This window comes from Nocardiopsis sp. NRRL B-16309 (assembly GCF_001279585.1).
In the GTDB taxonomy this organism is placed as follows: Bacteria; Actinomycetota; Actinomycetes; order Streptosporangiales; family Streptosporangiaceae; genus Nocardiopsis.
Genome location: NZ_LGEC01000076.1, coordinates 50,248 through 68,247 on the forward strand (window position 1 = coordinate 50,248; position 18,000 = coordinate 68,247).

Below are 18,000 nucleotides of genomic sequence, written 5' to 3' on the forward strand. Positions count from 1 at the left end.
TCTACCGCTCCGACGCGGAATCGATCACCGGTAGCTGAACAGCGAGCAGTGTGACGTCGTCGTCCTGCTCATACCCTTCGAGCATGCTCTCAACAAGGTACTCCAGCATGAGCTGTGGATCGCCCACCACCTCCGGCGGTGCCGACGAGGCCACTTCGACCAGCTCGTCCAGCCCCGAGGCGACGGACCGTTTACGGTTCTCAACCAGTCCATCGGAGTACAGGGCGACAGTGTTACCGGGTTGGACGAAGAATTTGTGGTGGCCTCGTTCCGAGGTGACTCCCAAGGGCGTGTCGGGCTCACTGTCCAGCAGCGAGGGCCTGGCGCCGCCGGCCACGACCAGCGGCGGAAGGTGGCCCGCGTTGCTCAGGTCGAGCTGGCCCGTGACCGGGTCCAGGACGAAGTAGACGAGCGTGGTGACCTGGTCCATACCCTCGGTGGCCGTGAACATGCGGTCCAGCCCGGTGAGAACATCGGCCGGTTCGGGCATGGAGTAGGCCAGGGCGCGCAGGGCGTTGCGGATCCGGCTCATCCCGGCGGCCGCGGGGATGCCCTTGCCCATGACGTCGCCCAGGACGCCCGCCACGCGGCCGTCGGGCAGCGGGAAGGCGTCGTACCAGTCGCCGCCCACCTGGACGTGCTGGGAGCCGGACCGGTAGTAGGCGGCCAGGCGCACCCCGCTGACCTGGGGCAGGTCCTCGGGCAGGAGGCTGTGCTGGAGTTCCTCCGCGGTGCTGTGCTCGCGCTCGTAGAGCGTGGCCCGGCCGATGGCCAGGGCGCACTGGCCGGCCAGGGCCTCCAGGAAGACGCGCTCCTCGTCGGTGGTCTCGCGCGGACTGGCGAAGGCGAAGCGCAGGGCGCCGATGGGTCGGCCCGCCACCATCATCGGCAGGGCCACCCAGGAGCGCTCGGGCGTGGTGTCCAGGAGTTCGGCGACCTCGGGGGCGTCGTCGAACAGGGCCGAGAGCTCGGCGGGGCCGGCGGCGATCCGCGGCGCGCGGTCGGCCACGGCTCTGGCCGCGACGTCGGGGTGGTCCAGCGGGAACGTGTGCCGGGGCAGGTCGTGGGCGTGCTCGGCGGCGATCGTGCGCAGCCGGAGGCGGTCGCGGTCCAGCAGGACGACCGACGTGTGGTCGGCGCCCACGCCGGACCGGCCGATGTCCGACATGGCGTCGACGACGTGGGCGACGGTGAGGGCCTCGGCGAGGTCGGAGGTGGCCTGCTGTAGGCGGGCGGTCCGCATGGCCGCCTCGCTGAGCTGGTGGTTGAGGCGCTGGCGGAGTTCGTCGGCCTCGCGCTCGGTGGTGACGTCGACCAGCGTGCCGATCCACTCGGTGGTGCGGACGCCGTCGCTGACCGGGTTGGCGCGGGCCCGGTAGTGCGTGTAGCCGCCCGAGCGGGTGCGGACGCGGAAGAGGGCGTCGAAGGGCGTGGCGTCCAGGACGGCGTCGCCCCAGGCGATCTCGACGCGCTCGCGGTCGTCGGGGTGGAGGGCCTGCAGCCAGCCGCGGCCGAGGTAGGACTCCAGGTCCTGGCCGGTGATGGCGCGCCACTGCGGCGAGTCCTCGTGGACCTCGCCGGTCGCCCCGGCGGTCCACACGATCTGGTTGCCGGCCTGCAGGAGGGCGCGCAGGCGCTCCTCCTCGCGGCGGGTGGCACCGCCCTCGTGGTCACGGGCGGCGATGAGGGCGACGTGCACGTCTCCGGTGTCCGGGGAGGTCACCGGGAACCAGGTCAGGTCCCAGACCTCGCCGTCCGGGGTGCGGTGGCGCTCGCGGACGGAGCGGCCGTGCTCGCGGGCGGCGGCCGGACCGGTGCGCAGCAGGGCGGCGCCGACGGCGGAGGGGGACTTTCCGGCCAGCTCCTCGGGGCGCCGGCCCAGGCACTGGGAGGGGGCCAGTCCGACGAGGTCGGCGAGCCGCTGGTTGATGGTGCCGAACGCGTCGTCCGGACCGATCAGCGCGAACCCGATCGGCGCGTCGGTGAGAAGGGATTTCACCGCGTCGGGAAGTTCCGCCCCGCTGACCCGGGGTGGCGGAATGGACGTCTCGGCGCTCAACTGCTCGACACCTCCGGGACCCTCGGATTCCCCACCCGTGTTTCGTTGGGGCTGTTGCCTGGACCGTACGCCCGCCGTTGACGGCCCCTGTCCGCCCGTGGCACTCATCCGTCCATGGCGCCGATTGCGGTCGGGGGACTCCAGGGCCCTCGGGAGTCACACTCCATGACTCCTCTCGGCCACTGTCACGGCTCAAGCATAGGACACACCCGCTGCGCGGGGCTGCCGTCGCGGCGGGGGCCGTCCGTGGACGTGGAAGGTAAATGGTAGGCCACGCGGCGGCCGGGGAACAGTCATGCGGTCGTTCCACGGACACGATTTCTCGTGATTGCGGGCGTTGGTCGACCCTGTTCCGTTTGACCGCTCTCACATGCTTTTGGCCCGCAAGATGTCCGACTTGCCCTTTTTCTCCTTGTTGACCTGCGGTAACAGTGGGGGTCGAGTAAACGGCATCTCCCCCAGGTTTTATCCACCGCGCGCCGGAAGAGGGGTTGACAGTCAGTCCAGAACAAGTGGAATGGGTGAAGGTCTCCGTCCGGCCACCATCACCTAGGGGTGTGAGCACGAATGCTCCAGACCTTCCCTGTCCAGGATCTGCCGAAGATCTCGGCACGGCTCCACGACGAGTTCAGCGGGCTGCCCCGCCGACGCGTCGAGCGCTGTGTCAGCGACACGTGGAACTGCATCGAGCATCTGGGGATCACGGTCACCCCGGACCTGGTCGAACGCGTGGCCCGCGAACACCTGGAGGCGTTGGTGAACTCGGTCCCGCCCTCGCACGAGGTGCGTCGGCCTCCGCGCCGCACGGGCACGCTCATCACCGGACACCGCACGGTGCCCCCGCCCCGGCCCGGCCCGCGCCTCTGACGCCCGGGGCCGCCCCGACCGCGCCGTCGTCCACAGGCGGGATCGGCCAAGGCCCCGGCTGTCATACGCTCAGGTGGTGCCCTCCCCTACACCGCCCACACCCTCAGGTCCACCACCGGTCCCCGACGCGGTCTTCGACGAGATGCTGCGCGCGGCCCGAGCACTCCTGGCCATGCGGCACCCGCTCGACGCCGAACTGGCCTTCAGCGAGATGCTCGGTGCCTGGTGGGGCGAACGCCTGCCGGGAGTGGACGTCGAGCGGCTGCTCGGGGAGGGGCTCATCACCCACGCCACCGCCTCGGGTCGGCCCGCCGGCCTGGCGGTCCTGGCCGCGGTGACCGCCCTGGGCACCTCCGCCGAGCAGCGCGAGCTCGCCGAACAGGGGATGATCGCGCTCAAGGAGCAGGGGCTGCAGATGCCCGCCTGGGCCGACCAGCTCGGCGCGGTCACGCCGGTGGCCGCCTACGTCAACGGCGACCAGTTCGGCGACACCGACGACGTGGTCTGCGTGTTCAGCCGGGACGCCCCCGACGACGCCGGCGCGGTACCGCCCGAGCACGCGCTGATCCTCGTGGTCGACCACAACGGCGGCGGGGTCCTGCGCGACGCCTGGGTGACGACCAAGGTCGACCAGCTCCTGGCCCAGTGCCGGGAACGCGCCGAGGCGGACGAGTACGCCCGGTTCGAGCAGCTGGAGCTCACCGAGGCCCGCGCACGGCTGGTCCGGGCACTGGATCGCACGTCCCGCGTGGTGGCTGGCGCCTCCTCCGACTCCGGCGGCCCCGCCGTCGAACTGGTCGGTCTCACCCCAGCCGACCTCGCGCGCGGATCCCTGGCCACGCACTTCGCGCTGGCCGCCTCCCGCATCCTGGCGCTGCCCGAGCCGCCCGAGGGCGTGTGCGTCGCGCCCGTCCCCGTCTGGCGGCGCGACCGCAGAGCGGTGCTCGCCGCACGCTTCCTGGCCTCCGACGAGGCCGCCGAACTGTCCGACTCCTACGCCGCGAGCCGCTGCGTCGACCACATCATCGCGCACGGCTGCGACGTCGACGGGGGCAGACCCATGCGGATCAGTCCGCGCAAGGTCGAGTCGTTCCTGCTGCACTGGCTGCCCGGGCGGGTGGTGCTCCTCCAGGAGGAGCAGGAGGCGATGCCGCACGTGCTGGCCGCCTGGATCCGCTGGGCCGGTGCCCGGTCGCGGCTGCCCGAGGTGGCCGTGGGCGCCACCCTCGACGCGCTGTGGGAGGCCACCTCGGCCTTCACCCGCACCTACCGCGACCCGGCCCGCGCGCTGGGCCTGCGCCAGGAGGCGATCCGCCGCCTGCTGCCGGACGGCGACTTCTCCGCCCTCGCACGCCGGATGTTCGCCTTCCCCCTCCTGGCCAGCGAACTCGTCCTGTGGGCGCCGGAGGAGTTCGACCCGGCCACCGCGTGCGGACGCCGGGCGCTGCTGCGGCTGGACCACTACGGCGAGTACGAGGCCGCCACGCCGCACAGCGGCCGCCACTCCACCGGCCGCGACCGGTGGTACCGGCCGGTCACCGTCGACGACCCCGAGCGCGAACGGGAACTCGACCGGCACGAACGCCTCGCCGAGCGCCTGTGGACGGGGCGGCCCGCCAACCTGTGGGCCGCCGCCCGCCGCATGCTGGACCGCGGCGTGGACCGGCCCACCGTCCTCGCCGCCCTGGGCGAGGTCCTCGGCGCCGCCCGCGACGAACCAGACCTGCGCCGCCGCCTCGACTCCCTCTGACCCGCCCCGTCACCCGGAGAACTACCGCAGCAGCCGGTCCCGCAGCCGTTCCACCACGCTCTCGGAGACCTTCAGACCGTCGGCGACGTACTGGTCGAAGGACCCGAACAGCTCGTCCACGTGGCCGAAGGCCGTCTCCAGGTACTCGGCGCGCACCCGCGTCATCGGTGCGACGTCGTCCCAGGCCAGGCCGCTGTCCACGGAGAGCCGCCGCATCCACGCGTCGGTGTTGGCCTGGCGCTCGTTGCTGGCCAGGTAGTCGGCCAGGATGTCGGCGCGGTCCACCCCCAGCAGTCCCAGGACGACCGCGGCGCCCCAACCGGTGCGGTCCTTCCCGGCACTGCAGTGGAAGACGAGGGAGCTGGGACCCGTCGCCACGCGCTCGACGAGTTCCCGGTACCCGGCCAGGGCCTCGTCGTCGGCCACCAGTTCCCGGTAGACCGCGTACATGAACCGCTCGGCGGCGCCGTCGGCGAACATGGCGCGCGCGGCCTCGGGGTCGGCGAGGGTGTCGGTGAAGTTGGCACCGGCGGCGTCCTGGCCCTGGACCGCGACCACGGCGTACTCGGCGCCGTCCGGGACGAGGTCGGGGAGCCGTTCCCGTTCGACGGGCGTGCGCAGGTCGACGAGCTGGCGGATGCCCAGGCCGTGGTAGACGGCGAGGTCCTCCGTGCTCACCGAGTGCAGGGCGTCGGACCGGTAGAGCAGGCCGTGGCGGACCGTCCGGCCGGAGCCGGATCGGAGACCGCCGAGATCACGGAAGTTGGGGGCGCTGGGGAGGATGAAACCGTCACTTGTCACGACCGTGACGATACCGACCCGGCCCGGGTCCGAACAGGGCGCGTCCGACCATGGGAGGACCCGTGGTCACCCGGCCTCGCGCATGGCGGTGATCTCCGCGCCCGCCTCCTTGACGTCCTTGGCCGTGTCCACACCGCGCCAGAAGCCGTCGATGCGGTAGGCGGTCAGGCGCCCCTCCTTGGCCAGGTCGGGGAAGGTGGAGGACTCGTGGTCGCCCTTGGTCGGCAGCAGCGGGGTGATCTCCGGCTCGAACAGGTAGACCCCGGCGTTGATCCACACGGGCAGCAGCGGACTCTGCGTGAACCCCTCGATCCGGTCCTGGTCGTCCACGTCCACGATGCCCCAGGTGGTGCGGAACTGGGCGAGCGCCAGGGTCGCGGCGCCGCCGCGGTCGCGGTGGTGGGCGGTGAACTCGTCCAGCGGGAACCACGTGAGCACGTCGCCGTTGAGTGCGAAGTAGGGCGCGTCCTGGTCGCGCAGACCGCTGGAGGCGTAGCGCAGGGCTCCGCCCCGGCCCAGCGGTTCGTCCTCCACGAGGAGGGTGATCTCCGGACCGCCCGACCGGGCGTCGAGGTGCTCGCGCAGGACCTCGGCCTTGTAGCCGCACGACACCACGACCTGCTCGACGCCGTGCTCGGCCAGCCACTCCAGCTGGTAGTCGACGATGGGCCGTCCGGCCACCTCCACCATCGCCTTGGGGCGGGTGTCGGTGTAGGGCCGCAGCCGGGTGGCCTGTCCTCCGGCGAGGATGAGCGCCTGGGTGACGGGGGACGCGGATGATGAGGAGGAAGCGGTCATAGTCGGGACCCTAGCAGCCGGTTCGCCGGTCCTCCCAGGGTGCTCGCCCCGCCTGCCCAGGTGGTGTCCGCACACCCCGCGGCCGTGTCCGAACGCCGTCCGCGGCGGTGGCCGCCCCCTGCGCTCGGCGCCCCGCGAGGGCGTGCGGGGACGCGCTCGGCTGTCAGCTGCTCTGGGTGGCGTCGGCGTAGGCCCGGCGCACGTCCGCGCTGGTGACGACGGTCAGGTCCGCCGCGGTCGCCGACGCGCCGACCTCCTGGGAGACCCGCAGGTCGCGGTGGGAGCTGGCCTTCTCGAACAGCGACCGGGCGAAGCGCCCGTTGCCCAGCTCGTCGATCCATCCCTCCGCGCATACGTGCGCGAAGATGCTGCGCAGGTCCTCCCTGGCGGTGTCGTCGAAGGCGTCGCCGGTGCCGGCCGCGACAGCTTCGGCGATCTCGGTCAGCTCGTCGGGGCTGTAGGAGGGGAAGCGCACGCGCACGTTGAACCGCGACGACAGCCCGGCGTTGGAGGCCAGGAAGCGCTCCATCTCGGCCGGGTACCCGGCGAGGACGACCACGAGTCGCGACCGGTCGTCCTCGGCCCGTTTGAGCAGGGTCTGGATGGCCTCCGCCCCGAACGCGTCGCCGCCGCTGTAGCCGGGGTTGACCAGGGAGTAGGCCTCGTCCACGAACAGGACGCCGCCCAGGGCCCGGTCCACCAACCGGTTGGTCTTGAGCGCGGTCGCGCCCAGGTGCTCGCCCACCAGGTCGGCGCGCTGGGCCTCCACGACCTCGGCCCGGCCCAGCAGGCCGAGCGCGGAGAACACGCGGCCCAGGACCCGGGCCACCGTGGTCTTACCGGTGCCCGGGGGCCCGGTGAAGACGAAGTGGCGCATGGGCGCCTGGTTGCGCAGCCCCTGCTCCTCTCGGAGCTTGGCCACCCGCAGCTGGGCGACGATGGAACGGACCTGCTCCTTGACCGGCTCCAGGCCGATCATGGCGTCGAGTTCGGCCAGCGCCTCCTCGATGCCGGGCGTCTCCCCGAACCCCGGCAGCCGCGCGGTGAGTTCGGCGTGGGCGGTGGTGACGTCGGCGGCCCGCACGGTGATGAGGTCCTCGGCCTCGGGGCGCGGCGCGGGCGCTCCCCCGTCCACTCCCGCGGTGACCACGCGCACGTCGCGTGCCTGGGCTGCCTTCTCCACGACCGACCGGGCGTAGCGCCCGTTGCCCAGGTCGTCGACGGCCTCGCGCCGGACCGCCTGGTCGAATCCGTGCCTGAGCGCCCGGGCGGCCTCGGGGTCGAGGACGTCGCCGCGCTGGGCGACCAGCGACTCCGCGATGCGGGTCAGCTCATCGGCGGTGTAGCTGGGGAAGGTGATGCGCGTGGCGAACCGTGAGGCCAGGCCGGGGTTGGAGGCCAGGAACGCGTCCATCTCCTTCTCGTAGCCCGCGAGCACGACGACGAGTCGGTCCCGGTCGTCCTCGGCGCGCTTGAGCAGGGTCTGCACGGCCTCGTTGCCGAACCGGTCGGCCTGTCCGTCGCCCTCGTTGACCAGGGAGTAGGCCTCGTCGATGAACAGGACCCCGCCCAGGGCCCGGTCGACCAGCTCGTTGGTCTTGATGGCGGTCGCGCCCAGGTACTCCCCCACCAGGTCCGCGCGCTGGGCCTCCACGACCCGGGAGGTGGGCAGCAGGCCGAAGGAGTGGAAGATCGTGGCGAGTGTGCGCGCCACGCTGGTCTTGCCGGTACCGGGCGGCCCGGAGAAGACCAGGTGGCGCAGCGGCCGTTCGACGGGGAACCCGGCGTCGGCGCGCAGCCGGGCGGCCTCGATGGAAGCGGCGATCCCGCGGACCTGCTGCTTGACCGGGTCGAGGCCGATCATGTCCTCCAGTTCGGCCAGCGCCTGGTCCACGGGGACCGGGTCCCCGTCCTCGGCGCCGCCGCCGTCGCGGCCTCGGGTGGGGCGGGGCACGCCGTCCGTGCGGGCGCGGACCGGACGGGCGGCGGTCGGCGCCGCGCGTCGGGCGGTCGGGGAGGAGTCGGCCGTGCGCCGGTCGTCGGCGGCCTTGGTGATCTGGCGGGAGGCGGCCAGCCGCCACAGCACGCAGGCCCCGGCGGCGGCGTACAGCAGGGCCACGCCCCAGGCTGCGGACACCGGTTCCACGACCATCCCGACCAGGGCCAGCGAGAACCCGGCGATCAGGCCGGCGGTGAGGGCGAGCGCCGCGGTGTGCCAGGCGGGGAACTCACGGACGCGGGACGCCGCGAGCACGACGAGCAGGGGAACCGGCACCAGGAGAAGCACGACCGGTTCGCCGGGGAGGGGGATCTGGAAGAGCGGCACGGTCACCGACAGCCACACCACGCACACCAGCACGGTGACGAAGGTGTCGACCGACCGCATCAGCGCGGCCAGGACCATGAGCAGCAGGAGTGTGCCCGTGACCGTTCCCAGCACGCTGCCGCCCAGGGTCACCGTGACGACGGCGACGACGGTGCACAGGACCAGCGCCGCCACCAGGCGGCGGCCCAGGGGCACCCGGTGGTACAGGACCCGCAGCCTGTCGAGTCCGGAGGAGCGCCCCGGTTCCGTGGCGGCGGCCGAGCGCGTGTCCCGGGTCATATGGCCCCTTCCTGCGTGGGGGTTCGTGGGCGGTCGGCTCTCCGGGGCGGGGTGGCGGGGGCCGAACGGCGTCGGGGGGCCGACGTCCACAGGCACAGCTTTGCCCCCAGTGGGGCCGGATGTCCAGTGCGGGGCGGCGTGTCGGCGCGCCCCGCCGGGCGCTCCGGGCGCCGACGAGCCCTGCGCCCGGGTCAGAGCAGGGGCAGCTGGCCGTCGGGAACGGGACGCGCCTTGCGCAGGTGGCGCCACTTGGGCAGGTCGTCGAGGTAGGACCAGCTCATCCGGTGGTGCGCGGTCGGCCCGAGTTCGGCCAGGGCCGCGCGGTGGACGGGCGAGGGGTAGCCGACGCCGCTCTCGAACCCGTAGGCGGGGTGCTCCCCGGCCAGGTCGGCCATGAGCGCGTCGCGGTGCACCTTGGCCAGGATCGCGGCCGCCGCGACGCTGATGCAGGTCAGATCACCCTTGACCTGGGTGCGGACCCGCCAGGGACGGCCGATGAAGTCGTGTTTGCCGTCGAGGATGACGGCGTCGGGACGGGTGGAGAGCGATCCGAGGGCGCGGTGCGCGGCCCGGCGCAGGGCCTCGGTCATGCCGACCTCGTCGATCTCGGCCGGCTCAGACCAGCCGAAGGCGTGGTCGGCGACCCAGGGGCGCAGCTGCTCGGCGAGGGAGGTGCGGCGTCTGGGAGTGAGCCGCTTGGAGTCGGTGAGTCCGGGCGGCGGGTCCCCGACCCCCGCGACGGCCGCGCAGACCAGCAGGGGGCCGGCCCAGGCTCCGCGCCCGACCTCGTCGACCCCGGCGATCAGCCGGGCGCCGCGGGCGCGCAGCTCCTCCTCCACCTCGAACGTGGGCGCGGGGACGGCGGATTCAGCGGAGGTCGACACGGCTCCACCCTAAGCCCGCCCGCCGCCCACCATCGCCCACCGGGGGCTCCGCAAAGGGTGGGCTACCGCCCTCAACCGACACCCACCGGCGCGGCCCCACCCGCCCGTCACCCTCCATCGCCCACCGGGGGCTCCGCCAAAGGGCGGGCCACCACCCTCAACCGACACCCACCGGCGCGGCCGGGCGCGGGGGTGCTTCCGCGTGAATCGGGAGACCATTGCGCGACTCACCGTGCGCGACGATCGTGCATGCGTCGTCACGTTCGGTAGTTTCCGCTTGTCGAACCAGCCGTGCCGGGCCCTCCGGAGGACATGGACATGCAGCGCTCCACGCCGTACCCCCGGCCCCGGCCGGGCGTGCTCCGGATGCTCCGGGGCCGCCTCTACGACGTGGTGTCCACCGTCACCCGCGTGGGCGTGGGCGCGATGTTCGCCGAGTACGGGCTCGCACTGCGCGGCCGCGGGCCGCTGGTGGCCGAGCACCTGGCCGCGTCGGGGGTCCCCGCCGCCGCCCTGGTCGCCGCGCTCCTTCCGGCCGTCCTCGTGGCGCTGTCGATCTCCTTCGCCGTGGGCCTGCTCACGTGGATGGTGGGGCCGCTGCTGGCCTCGGCCGCCGTGGTGGGGGCGCTCGCGGCCGGAACCCAGGAGGCGGCACCGTTCGGTTCGTGGGCGGCGACAGGGCTGGTCACGGCCGTGTGCGTGCTCATGGCGGTGGGCGGCGGCCGGTGGTCGTGGGACTACCTCGTTCTGGCTCCGAGGGTGCCGCGGCCCGCTTCCGCACCCCGTCCTGCCCCGGGGGCGGTTTCCGTCGCCGACCGCGCCGATTCCGCCCGTCGCCCCGAACACGCTCCGCCGCTGCTCTATCCTGTCGGTGAGGCCGCGCTTCGACGGCCGCATCAACTCTGACCCGGCCCCTGCGCGCCCCGCTGCGTGCCCTCGGGCCGCGTCCACCCGACATGGATTCGGTGGGGGGAACATCATGTCCGCCGCTGCCTCCGATCCCGCTTCCGAGGGGTCTGTGGCCAAACTGATCGCGATGGCGGAGAAGCCGACGCCGGGTCAGCGCCTGATCAGCTGGGCCTCCCGACCGCCCGGACGGCTCTACATCCCCGCGTGCACGGTGGCAGGGCTGGTGCTGCTCTATGAGGACAGCGTCCCTGGCGGCCACCTCCCCTCGTTCCTCGTCGGCTTGGGCGCCGGCCTGCTCCTGGCCGGGATGGGCGCGCTCCGCCTGGGCATCGCGCTCGCCGTCGCGCGTCCGATGATCCGTTACTACTGGCTGCGCTGGGTGTCCGCACCGATCATCGCGGCCCTGGCCCTGGGGCTCTCCGTCGCCGACGTTCCCCTCCAGGCGAGGGTCGGTGCCTCGGCCGACGACCTGCTCGCGCTCGCCGGTGAGGTCCAGGACCCCACGACCATCCCGCGCAACGGTGAGTGGACCGGCCTGTACCCGGTGCACAGTGTGGGCAGCGGCGTGGGGACGGGCGAGGAGATCTCCTACTTCGCCATCGAGGGCGCGGGCCTGCTGAGCCAGTCCGGTCTGGCCCACAGCCCCGAGGAGATCCCCGAGGGCGTGTTCGTGCCCGGGCACGGCTCGAAGGTCTACGAGCACGTGAGCGGCGACTGGTACGTCTGGGTCGACCACTAGCGACCGAGTTCCGGGGCCTCGGTGTTCTGCTGGGTCGTTGTCCTTCCGGACCACTGGGGCCCGGGCGGTCGCGCGCCCCTGAGCGGACCGCCGGCGGCCCGGGCTGGTCGATGGGTCCACGCCCCCCCGCGCGTCCGTGAGTCGGGCGGTCGGCCTCTGGCCCGACGGAAACCTCCCGCCCCACGGGGCCGGGCTCCTGGTGTGCTCTGGAAGCGGCCTTTGCCGAGGGCTGTGTCGTTCACGTACTGCTCTCACCTTGGACCTGTACACCTGGTGTCCATCCCCCCGGAGGGACCCCCCGTCCCTGCCGAAGGCCAATGCTGAGGAGCGGATCCATGCGGGAGTTCATGCTCACCCTCCACCTGCGCATCCACGACTCGCTGACCGCGCTGCGCCGGGCGCACGCGGTGGGCGACGAGGACCTGGCCAACGCCCAGGTCGGGGAGATCGAGGACCTGGTGGAGATCGCGGCCCGGAACGGGATCGACATCGGAGCGGGCTACGCGGCCCTCTCCCCCACGGGCTGAGGAAGCCGCGCCGCACACGAGGGCCCGCGACCGTCCAAACGGTCGCGGGCCCTCGTGCTCGCACTGCGGCGGATCAGCGGCGGCCGCTCTGGCCGTACCCCTCACCGCGCTCGAACTGCTGGCGCATCGCGGACTCCTGCTGGCGCTGGTACTCCTCCGCCAGATCCTGCTGGCGCCCGGCGGCAGCGGCGACCGAGCCCCGCACCGAGTCCACGGCCTCCTGCGCGTTCGCACCCGAGGCCAGGGACCGACGGGAGCCGCCCGAGCCGTTCATCATCTGGGGCAGAAGCTGGGCGGTGAGCAGTGTCGACAGCGCCGAGCTGTCGCCCGCGCCCTCCTCGGTCTGCACCACGACCGGGCGCGGCGCATGCTCGGCCAGGGTGGCGCCGACGTCCAGGCGGCGCCGGGCCAGCTCGTACTCCAGCACCGCGCGGTTGTCGCGGTAGGCCGTGGCCAGGCGCTGCTGCGCCTTGGCCTCGTTCTCCGCGGCGACCAGGTCGGCCCGGCCGCGCGTCTCGATCTCGTAGCGCACCCGCTGCGCCTCGGTCTCCTGCTCCTCCAGCATCTGCGCCACGTCCTTGCGCGCCTTGTTCAGGGAGGCGCTGACCTCGACGATCTTCGCGTCACGGGTCTTCTTGGAGCGCTCGATGTCCATGAGCAGGGTGTCGATGCGGCGCTTGCGCGTCAGCTCCCACTCCTGCTCGTAGGCGACGAGTTCCTTGGCGACCCGCTCCCGCGTGGCCAGGTGCTGCTGGTACTGGTTGGGCAGCTGGACGTCGGGGATGTTGCAGCCGGTGATGCGCACACCGTACTTCTCCAGCATGTTGTTGAGCAGGCGGCGCATGTCCTCGACGTTGGATCCGCGCAGGTCGTAGGCGGACTCGGTGTTCACCTGGCGGCTGCGCTGGCGGATGGCGTCCTGCACGGCACTGGAGAGCACCAGGTCGAAGTTGCTCGCGCCGATGATCGTGACGAACCGGATCGGGTCCATGATCTGGAACTTGAGGAAGAACTCGATCGACTTCAGCGGCACGTTCTCCCGCGTGGGGCACGCCAGGACCGGTGCGGTGTAGGGGATCTCCGTGCGGGTGTCCACCACGAAGTCCACCCGCGACCACGGGTGCCACAGGTAGTGGCGGCCCGGGCCGATCGGCTTCACGATCGCTCCGTACTTGGTGAGGATGCCGTGCGTGCCCTCCTCGATCTCCACGATCGAGCCCCGCCACCACCAGAGTCCGGCGACGATGATGCTCAGCAGGCCCACGAGCAGCGTGGGGATGGACAGCGCGGTGTAGGTGAACTCCGTGACCGTGTTGCCCGCGGTCACGGAGTTGATGGTCATCATCAGCGCGGAGGTGAGGGCGAACAGTCCGAACCAGACCAGGACGGTCCAGCGCAGTCCGCGGGTGTCGCGCGGGATGACGACGGGAACGATGGCTCCCTGGTCACCGCCGCGCAGCAGCCCGGCCAGGTCGCCCCAGGACGCGAGGGACTCCTTGATGCTGGAGCCGCCGCCGGTGTTTGACTGGCTCATCTACTGACCTCCCTGGATCGGGCCGGGACCCTCGGGGCCGCGCTGCGACCACGGCGGCAGGGGCGGGTCCTGGTGGGGGTGGGCGGGGCCGCCGGGCGGCGGGGCGTCCGCGGGTGCCTGGCCCTGGTCGGACTCGGGAGCGGCCTCGGACAGGCGCTCGTCGATGGCCTGCTCGGAGACCGACTGGCGGATCTCCTCCACGAGGTCCTCGCCCGGGTCCTCGCTGCCGGGACGCTTGGCCTTGGTGTCGGCGTCCTCGACCAGCGCGCGGATCTCCTGCTCGCGCTCACCGATGCGGGCCCGGATGTCGCCGAGGCGGGAGCGGACGGCGTCCATGTCCTCCGCGGAGAACAGGACGGTGTCGGCCTGGCCGATGATCTCCTGGGCGATGCGCAGGTAGTCGACGCTGGCGCCGTCCCCGGAGCCGATCCGCAGGACCTGCGGCAGGCTGTCGGCGACGCCCTCCAGCTTCTCCAGGACGGCCTCCCGGAAGCGGTAGTCGAGGATCTCGGGCGCCTCGGCCGCGCTGACCGCGCGGATGTCCAGGGCCTGCGCCTGGAGGAGGGCGGCGTTGGCGTTGGCCTCGGACTCGGCCTCGACGAAGCGCTGGCGCGCGGAGGCGCGCGCCTTGTTGGTCTCGCGCTCCAGGGCGGTGTCCATCTGCGCCTGGTACTGCGCGATGTCGGCCTGGATCGCCGACAGCGTCTCGTTGAGGGTGGCCAGCTCCTTGTTCAGGTCGCCCTCGTTCTGCTCCTTGCGCAGCTGGAGCTCGTACTCGAAGGTGTAGGCGTCCTTGGCCACACGCACCATCTCCGGCGCCGCCAGGTCCATCCGGTACTCCTGGTTGGAGGGCTCGGCGTGGGTGATGTTGGCGCTGGTCAGCTGCACAATGCCGCCGAACTGCTTGTTCAGCTGGTCCAGGAGGGCGTGGGTGCTCTCGCCGACCATGTCGTAGATCGCCGAGGCCTCCTGCTCGTAGATGAGGCTGCGGGTGGTCTCGCTGATGGCGTTGTTGAGCTTCTCCTGGAAGCCGTGCACGCCGCCGAGGGTGTAGACGAAGCTGGTGGCGTCGGTGATCCGGAACTGGACGAAGAGGTCGACGGAGGCCTGCACGCCGCTCTTGGTGGGGGCGGAGCGGATCGGCGCGTTGAAGGGGTACTCGCGCGTGGTGTTGACGATGTAGGAGACGCGCTTCCAGGGGTTGAAGAGCGTGACCCGGCCCGGCGCGAAGTTGTTCTCGCGCTTGCCGAAGCGGGTGACGATGGCCTCGCAGCCCTCGGGGACCATCACCATGCCCTGGCGCCACCACATGAAGGCGGCCACACCGGCGGTGATGATCCAGTAGTGCACGCCGAAGAAGGGGTTGATGAGGGGGTTGGCGCCGGAGATGGCCGCGGGGACCAGGACGGCGAACGAGCCCAGGAGGCCGATCACCACGAGCGCGATGGCGGGCAGCATCGTCAGGAACGTGCGCCCGCGCGGGATGACCATGGGGCAGATCACGTGGACCGGTCCGCCGCGGTCCCGCTCGTGCGAACTGCTGTTGAGCGCCTCGCCCGCGTTGTTCAGCGAGGTGGTGCGCTGCTCGATCCGGGTGCCGATGGAGTTGCCCTGCTCGCGCGCGGCGACGAAGTCGCGCGGATCAAGGCCACCTCCCTCGGACGCGGCCTGTGGTGCGGCCTGTTGGAGCGCGTCGGTCACAGCCTGGCGCGGGTCGCCCCCTTGGGCGACGGCGCCGGCCGCACCGCGCACGGTCTGCGCGAACGACATGGGTGATGGACTCCTTTAGCGGGAGATGGGAACTGTCTGCTTCGACGCGTCGTACACGGCTGCGGTTCCAGGTGGGGACCGTGTCGCGCCCGAAGGCCGAGGTACCGGTCAGCACCAACTCTGGCACGAGTCTGGTCCGAAACCCATGCCCCGTGTCCTGAGCGTGACGATGAATCCTCCGGCGCGCCGGAGGGCGCTGGACCCCGGGCGCGCGGCTAGCCTCGGTCGCACAGCAGACCACCGGTCGCGGGGCGTGTTCCGCGGGCACACGCCCCCGGCCGGGGACGAGAGGGGAGACCACGATGTCGGCACTGTCGAGCGCCGTGTGCACGACCGCAGGCCTGATCGGCGGCTACTCGGTGGCGCGTGCCACCGGCAACCGGCCACTGGGCGGGGCCGTCCTGGCCGTGTGCGGTGTGGCGGCCGTCGAGACCTGCCGCCGCCGCTCGGGCCTGGGACCGGCGCTGGCCCTCGGGAGCGTGTACGTCGGGGCCTTCGGGCTGTCGCACCCGCTGGCGAAGAAGATCGGCGCCTGGCCCGCCGTGCTGGGGGTGACGGCGGCGACGGCCGCCGTCGCGGTCGCCTCGGCCGACCGCGGGGACGACTGAGGACTCAGCCGACCGGGAGGTGCTGAGGGACCCAGCTGACCGGTGGGACGGCTGAAAGCTCAACCGGGCGGGGATGCCGGGGCCTCCGCCGCGTCGACCGTGAATGCAGGCCTCCAGCCGGGCGAAGGACGTCCGAAGGCTCAGCTTCCGTCGACGGTGGATACAGGCGTCCAGCCGGGCGAAGGATACCGGGGCCTCAGCTCCGTCGACCGTGAATGCAGGCCTCCAGCCGCGCCGGAGACCTTCGCGGGCTCAGCCGCCCCCACCGTGGATGTAGGCCTCCAGCTGGGCGCGGTCGTCCTCCAGGACCCGAAGCCGGCTCTTGACCACGTCGCCGATACTGACGATGCCGACCAGGCGGCCCTCGGACAGGACGGGCACGTGTCGGAATCGGCGCAGGGTCATGGCCTCGCTGACGTCCTCGACCGTGTCGTCGGTGGTGCAGGTGTGGACGTCGGCGGTCATGATCTCGGCGACGGGGGCCGTGAGCAGGACGGTACCGGCCCGTTCCAGCCCGCGCACGACGTCGCGCTCGGAGACGATGCCCACGAGGGCGTCCCCCTCGGCGACGGCGACCGCGCCGATGTTGTGTCTGGCGAGCTCGGTGAGCAACTGCGCGACGGTCGCCTCCGGCGGAACCGTCACCACGTCGGAGCCCTTCGATCGCAGGATCGAGGCAATCAGCATGCGTCCACCTTCCACCGGCACGTCGGTGCCGAAGGGATTACCCGCTCCCCGACACGCCCAACCACAGGTGTGGACCACCCGGGCCGACGGCCCGGGTGGTCAGCCGCCCTCGGTCCAGTACCGGGTGAGCCGGTCGACCGCTTCCTCCCTCGTCATTCCCGCGACTTCGGCTTCGGGAAGGCCGACCTTCGAGATGAGCAGGTGGACGAGGTCCGCGGGCAGAGCCTCCGAGGGCGGTGGGGGTACTCCCCGGTCGGGAAGAACCCCGTCCCGAGCACACGCCCAGAACGTGGCTTCGTCGACGTCGAGTTGGGAGTTGGTCCCGGAGGATATGCGCCCACATCCCCCTGCCGTAGTCGGTCCGGCCCGTCGGCCCGGGATACCCGGGTCCGCGGGATCCGGCCGTCAGGCAGGCCCAGCTCGTACGTGGGACGTCAAGTACGTCACGTACTTCCGCTGGTGCCGCGCACAAGGCAGTGGCGGCCCGGTGGACACCGGGCCGCCACGTCTCACGCCGCTGCTCCCCCACTGGGGCCGCGGCGACCGCCCGTGATACTGGCGCAGTGCACTTACTCGGGAGGCGCGGTATTCCCCGAGCCACCCGTCTCAGTCGTCCCCGGTCCAGTGCCGTTGGAGCCTGCCGACCGCCTCCTCCTTGCTCATCCCCGCGATCTCGGTCTCATCGAGACCGAGCTTGGAGATCAACAGGTAGACGAGATCAGCGGGCAGAGCCTCCGAGGGCGGTGGGGGTACTCCCCGGTCGGGAAGAACCCCGTCCCGAGCACACGCCCAGAACGTGGCTTCGTCGACGTCGAGTTGGTTGGTCCCGGAGGATATGCGCCCACATCCCCCTGCCGTAGTCGGTCCGATCCACAGGCCAGGACACCCGCGTCCTCAGAATCCGACCATCCGGCAGATGCAGTTCGTAGGTCAGGTGATGGGTGCCTGTGCCTCCGCGGGCGTTTCGTACCCGACGCCACCCTTCCGTCTTGCAGAAGCGGTCGTGATGCGCGCGTGTGGGTCGCGGCCAGGTCACCGCGCCTTCCCCACCAGCCAGTCGCGCAGCTGCTCATCGTCGCTGAGACTGATCAACTGGACGAGACCCCAGTTCTCGCGATGGTTGGGCGCGTCCAGCAGGTGGTCCTGCCAGTCCTCCGCGTACTCTCGCAGGGCATCGACCATTTCGGTGAGGGCCTCCTCGAAGGAGGCTCCGTCCGCGGCAACAGGTAGTCCTGGAATGAAGACGGACCAGCCTTCGGCCTCAGGTACCACCTGCGCACGCGACAAAGTGACTGTCGCAAGGTAGTGGCGCAGTCTCTCAACGTCCACAACGGCGGTTCTGGCCGACTCACGGCGTACTGTGGCGACCCGACCGCTCTCCGCCGCGTCCAGGAGTGCCTTGAGGTGCGTGCGGGCTTCGGTGTAGCTGTCGTAGTGCACGGTCGTCATGGCGGTACCTCCA

At 71.9% G+C, this 18,000-nt stretch carries 15 protein-coding genes; 6 read left to right on the top strand and 9 right to left on the bottom strand.

Going from position 1 to position 18,000, the window contains the following annotated elements; genetic code table 11:
• Position 1 precedes the first annotated feature (1 nt).
• Positions 2-2,059, bottom strand: coding sequence for a SpoIIE family protein phosphatase (locus ADL05_RS15850; protein ID WP_082376454.1), 2,058 nt, complete (start codon positions 2,057-2,059; stop codon positions 2-4).
• Between the two features lie 567 nt (positions 2,060-2,626).
• Here ADL05_RS15850 and ADL05_RS15855 point away from each other — a divergent pair.
• Positions 2,627-2,926 (top strand): hypothetical protein, encoded by a 300-nt coding sequence (locus ADL05_RS15855; protein WP_053617745.1) that lies wholly within the window; start codon positions 2,627-2,629, stop codon positions 2,924-2,926.
• Between the two features lie 142 nt (positions 2,927-3,068).
• The gene (locus ADL05_RS15860) at positions 3,069-4,676 is read left to right on the top strand and encodes a hypothetical protein (protein WP_053617746.1); all 1,608 of its coding nucleotides are present in this window, start codon (positions 3,069-3,071) and stop codon (positions 4,674-4,676) included.
• A gap of 21 nt (positions 4,677-4,697) precedes the next feature.
• Here ADL05_RS15860 and ADL05_RS15865 read toward each other — a convergent pair whose 3' ends face one another.
• From ADL05_RS15865 to ADL05_RS15880, 4 genes are all read right to left on the bottom strand, one after another.
• On the bottom strand, positions 4,698-5,477 hold the full coding sequence (locus ADL05_RS15865; RefSeq protein WP_156365867.1) for a tyrosine-protein phosphatase: 780 nt from the start codon (positions 5,475-5,477) through the stop codon (positions 4,698-4,700).
• Positions 5,478-5,543: 66 nt separating this feature from the next.
• Positions 5,544-6,275 (bottom strand): nucleotidyltransferase family protein, encoded by a 732-nt coding sequence (locus ADL05_RS15870; protein ID WP_053617748.1) that lies wholly within the window; start codon positions 6,273-6,275, stop codon positions 5,544-5,546.
• Positions 6,276-6,438: 163 nt separating this feature from the next.
• A complete protein-coding gene (locus tag ADL05_RS15875; protein WP_053617749.1) occupies positions 6,439-8,880 on the bottom strand; it encodes an AAA family ATPase in 2,442 nt (813 codons plus the stop codon).
• Positions 8,881-9,071: 191 nt separating this feature from the next.
• Positions 9,072-9,764 (bottom strand): ribonuclease HII, encoded by a 693-nt coding sequence (locus ADL05_RS15880; RefSeq protein WP_053617750.1) that lies wholly within the window; start codon positions 9,762-9,764, stop codon positions 9,072-9,074.
• Between the two features lie 318 nt (positions 9,765-10,082).
• On the opposite strand from ADL05_RS15880, the gene ADL05_RS15885 reads away from it, so the two are divergent.
• The 3 genes from ADL05_RS15885 (at position 10,083) to ADL05_RS15895 (ending at position 11,939) form a co-directional block, all read left to right on the top strand.
• Entirely contained in the window at positions 10,083-10,670 is a 588-nt protein-coding gene (locus tag ADL05_RS15885; protein ID WP_053617776.1) for a hypothetical protein, read from the top strand.
• A gap of 73 nt (positions 10,671-10,743) precedes the next feature.
• Positions 10,744-11,412 (top strand): hypothetical protein, encoded by a 669-nt coding sequence (locus ADL05_RS15890; protein WP_053617751.1) that lies wholly within the window; start codon positions 10,744-10,746, stop codon positions 11,410-11,412.
• 335 nt (positions 11,413-11,747) lie between these two features.
• Positions 11,748-11,939, top strand: coding sequence for a hypothetical protein (locus ADL05_RS15895; protein ID WP_053617752.1), 192 nt, complete (start codon positions 11,748-11,750; stop codon positions 11,937-11,939).
• A gap of 73 nt (positions 11,940-12,012) precedes the next feature.
• Here ADL05_RS15895 and ADL05_RS15900 read toward each other — a convergent pair whose 3' ends face one another.
• A complete protein-coding gene (locus tag ADL05_RS15900; RefSeq protein WP_053617753.1) occupies positions 12,013-13,473 on the bottom strand; it encodes an SPFH domain-containing protein in 1,461 nt (486 codons plus the stop codon).
• A complete protein-coding gene (locus ADL05_RS15905; RefSeq protein ID WP_053617754.1) occupies positions 13,474-15,243 on the bottom strand; it encodes an SPFH domain-containing protein in 1,770 nt (589 codons plus the stop codon).
• A gap of 302 nt (positions 15,244-15,545) precedes the next feature.
• Here ADL05_RS15905 and ADL05_RS15910 point away from each other — a divergent pair, with 302 nt between their 5' ends.
• Positions 15,546-15,851, top strand: coding sequence for a hypothetical protein (locus ADL05_RS15910; RefSeq protein WP_053617755.1), 306 nt, complete (start codon positions 15,546-15,548; stop codon positions 15,849-15,851).
• A 252-nt stretch (positions 15,852-16,103) separates the two neighbouring features.
• Here ADL05_RS15910 and ADL05_RS15915 read toward each other — a convergent pair whose 3' ends face one another.
• Both ADL05_RS15915 and ADL05_RS15925 read right to left on the bottom strand, forming a co-directional pair.
• The gene (locus tag ADL05_RS15915; RefSeq protein WP_053617756.1) at positions 16,104-16,538 is read right to left on the bottom strand and encodes a CBS domain-containing protein; all 435 of its coding nucleotides are present in this window, start codon (positions 16,536-16,538) and stop codon (positions 16,104-16,106) included.
• Positions 16,539-17,570: 1,032 nt separating this feature from the next.
• On the bottom strand, positions 17,571-17,987 hold the full coding sequence (locus ADL05_RS15925; protein ID WP_053617757.1) for a prevent-host-death protein: 417 nt from the start codon (positions 17,985-17,987) through the stop codon (positions 17,571-17,573).
• Positions 17,988-18,000: the final 13 nt, after the last annotated feature.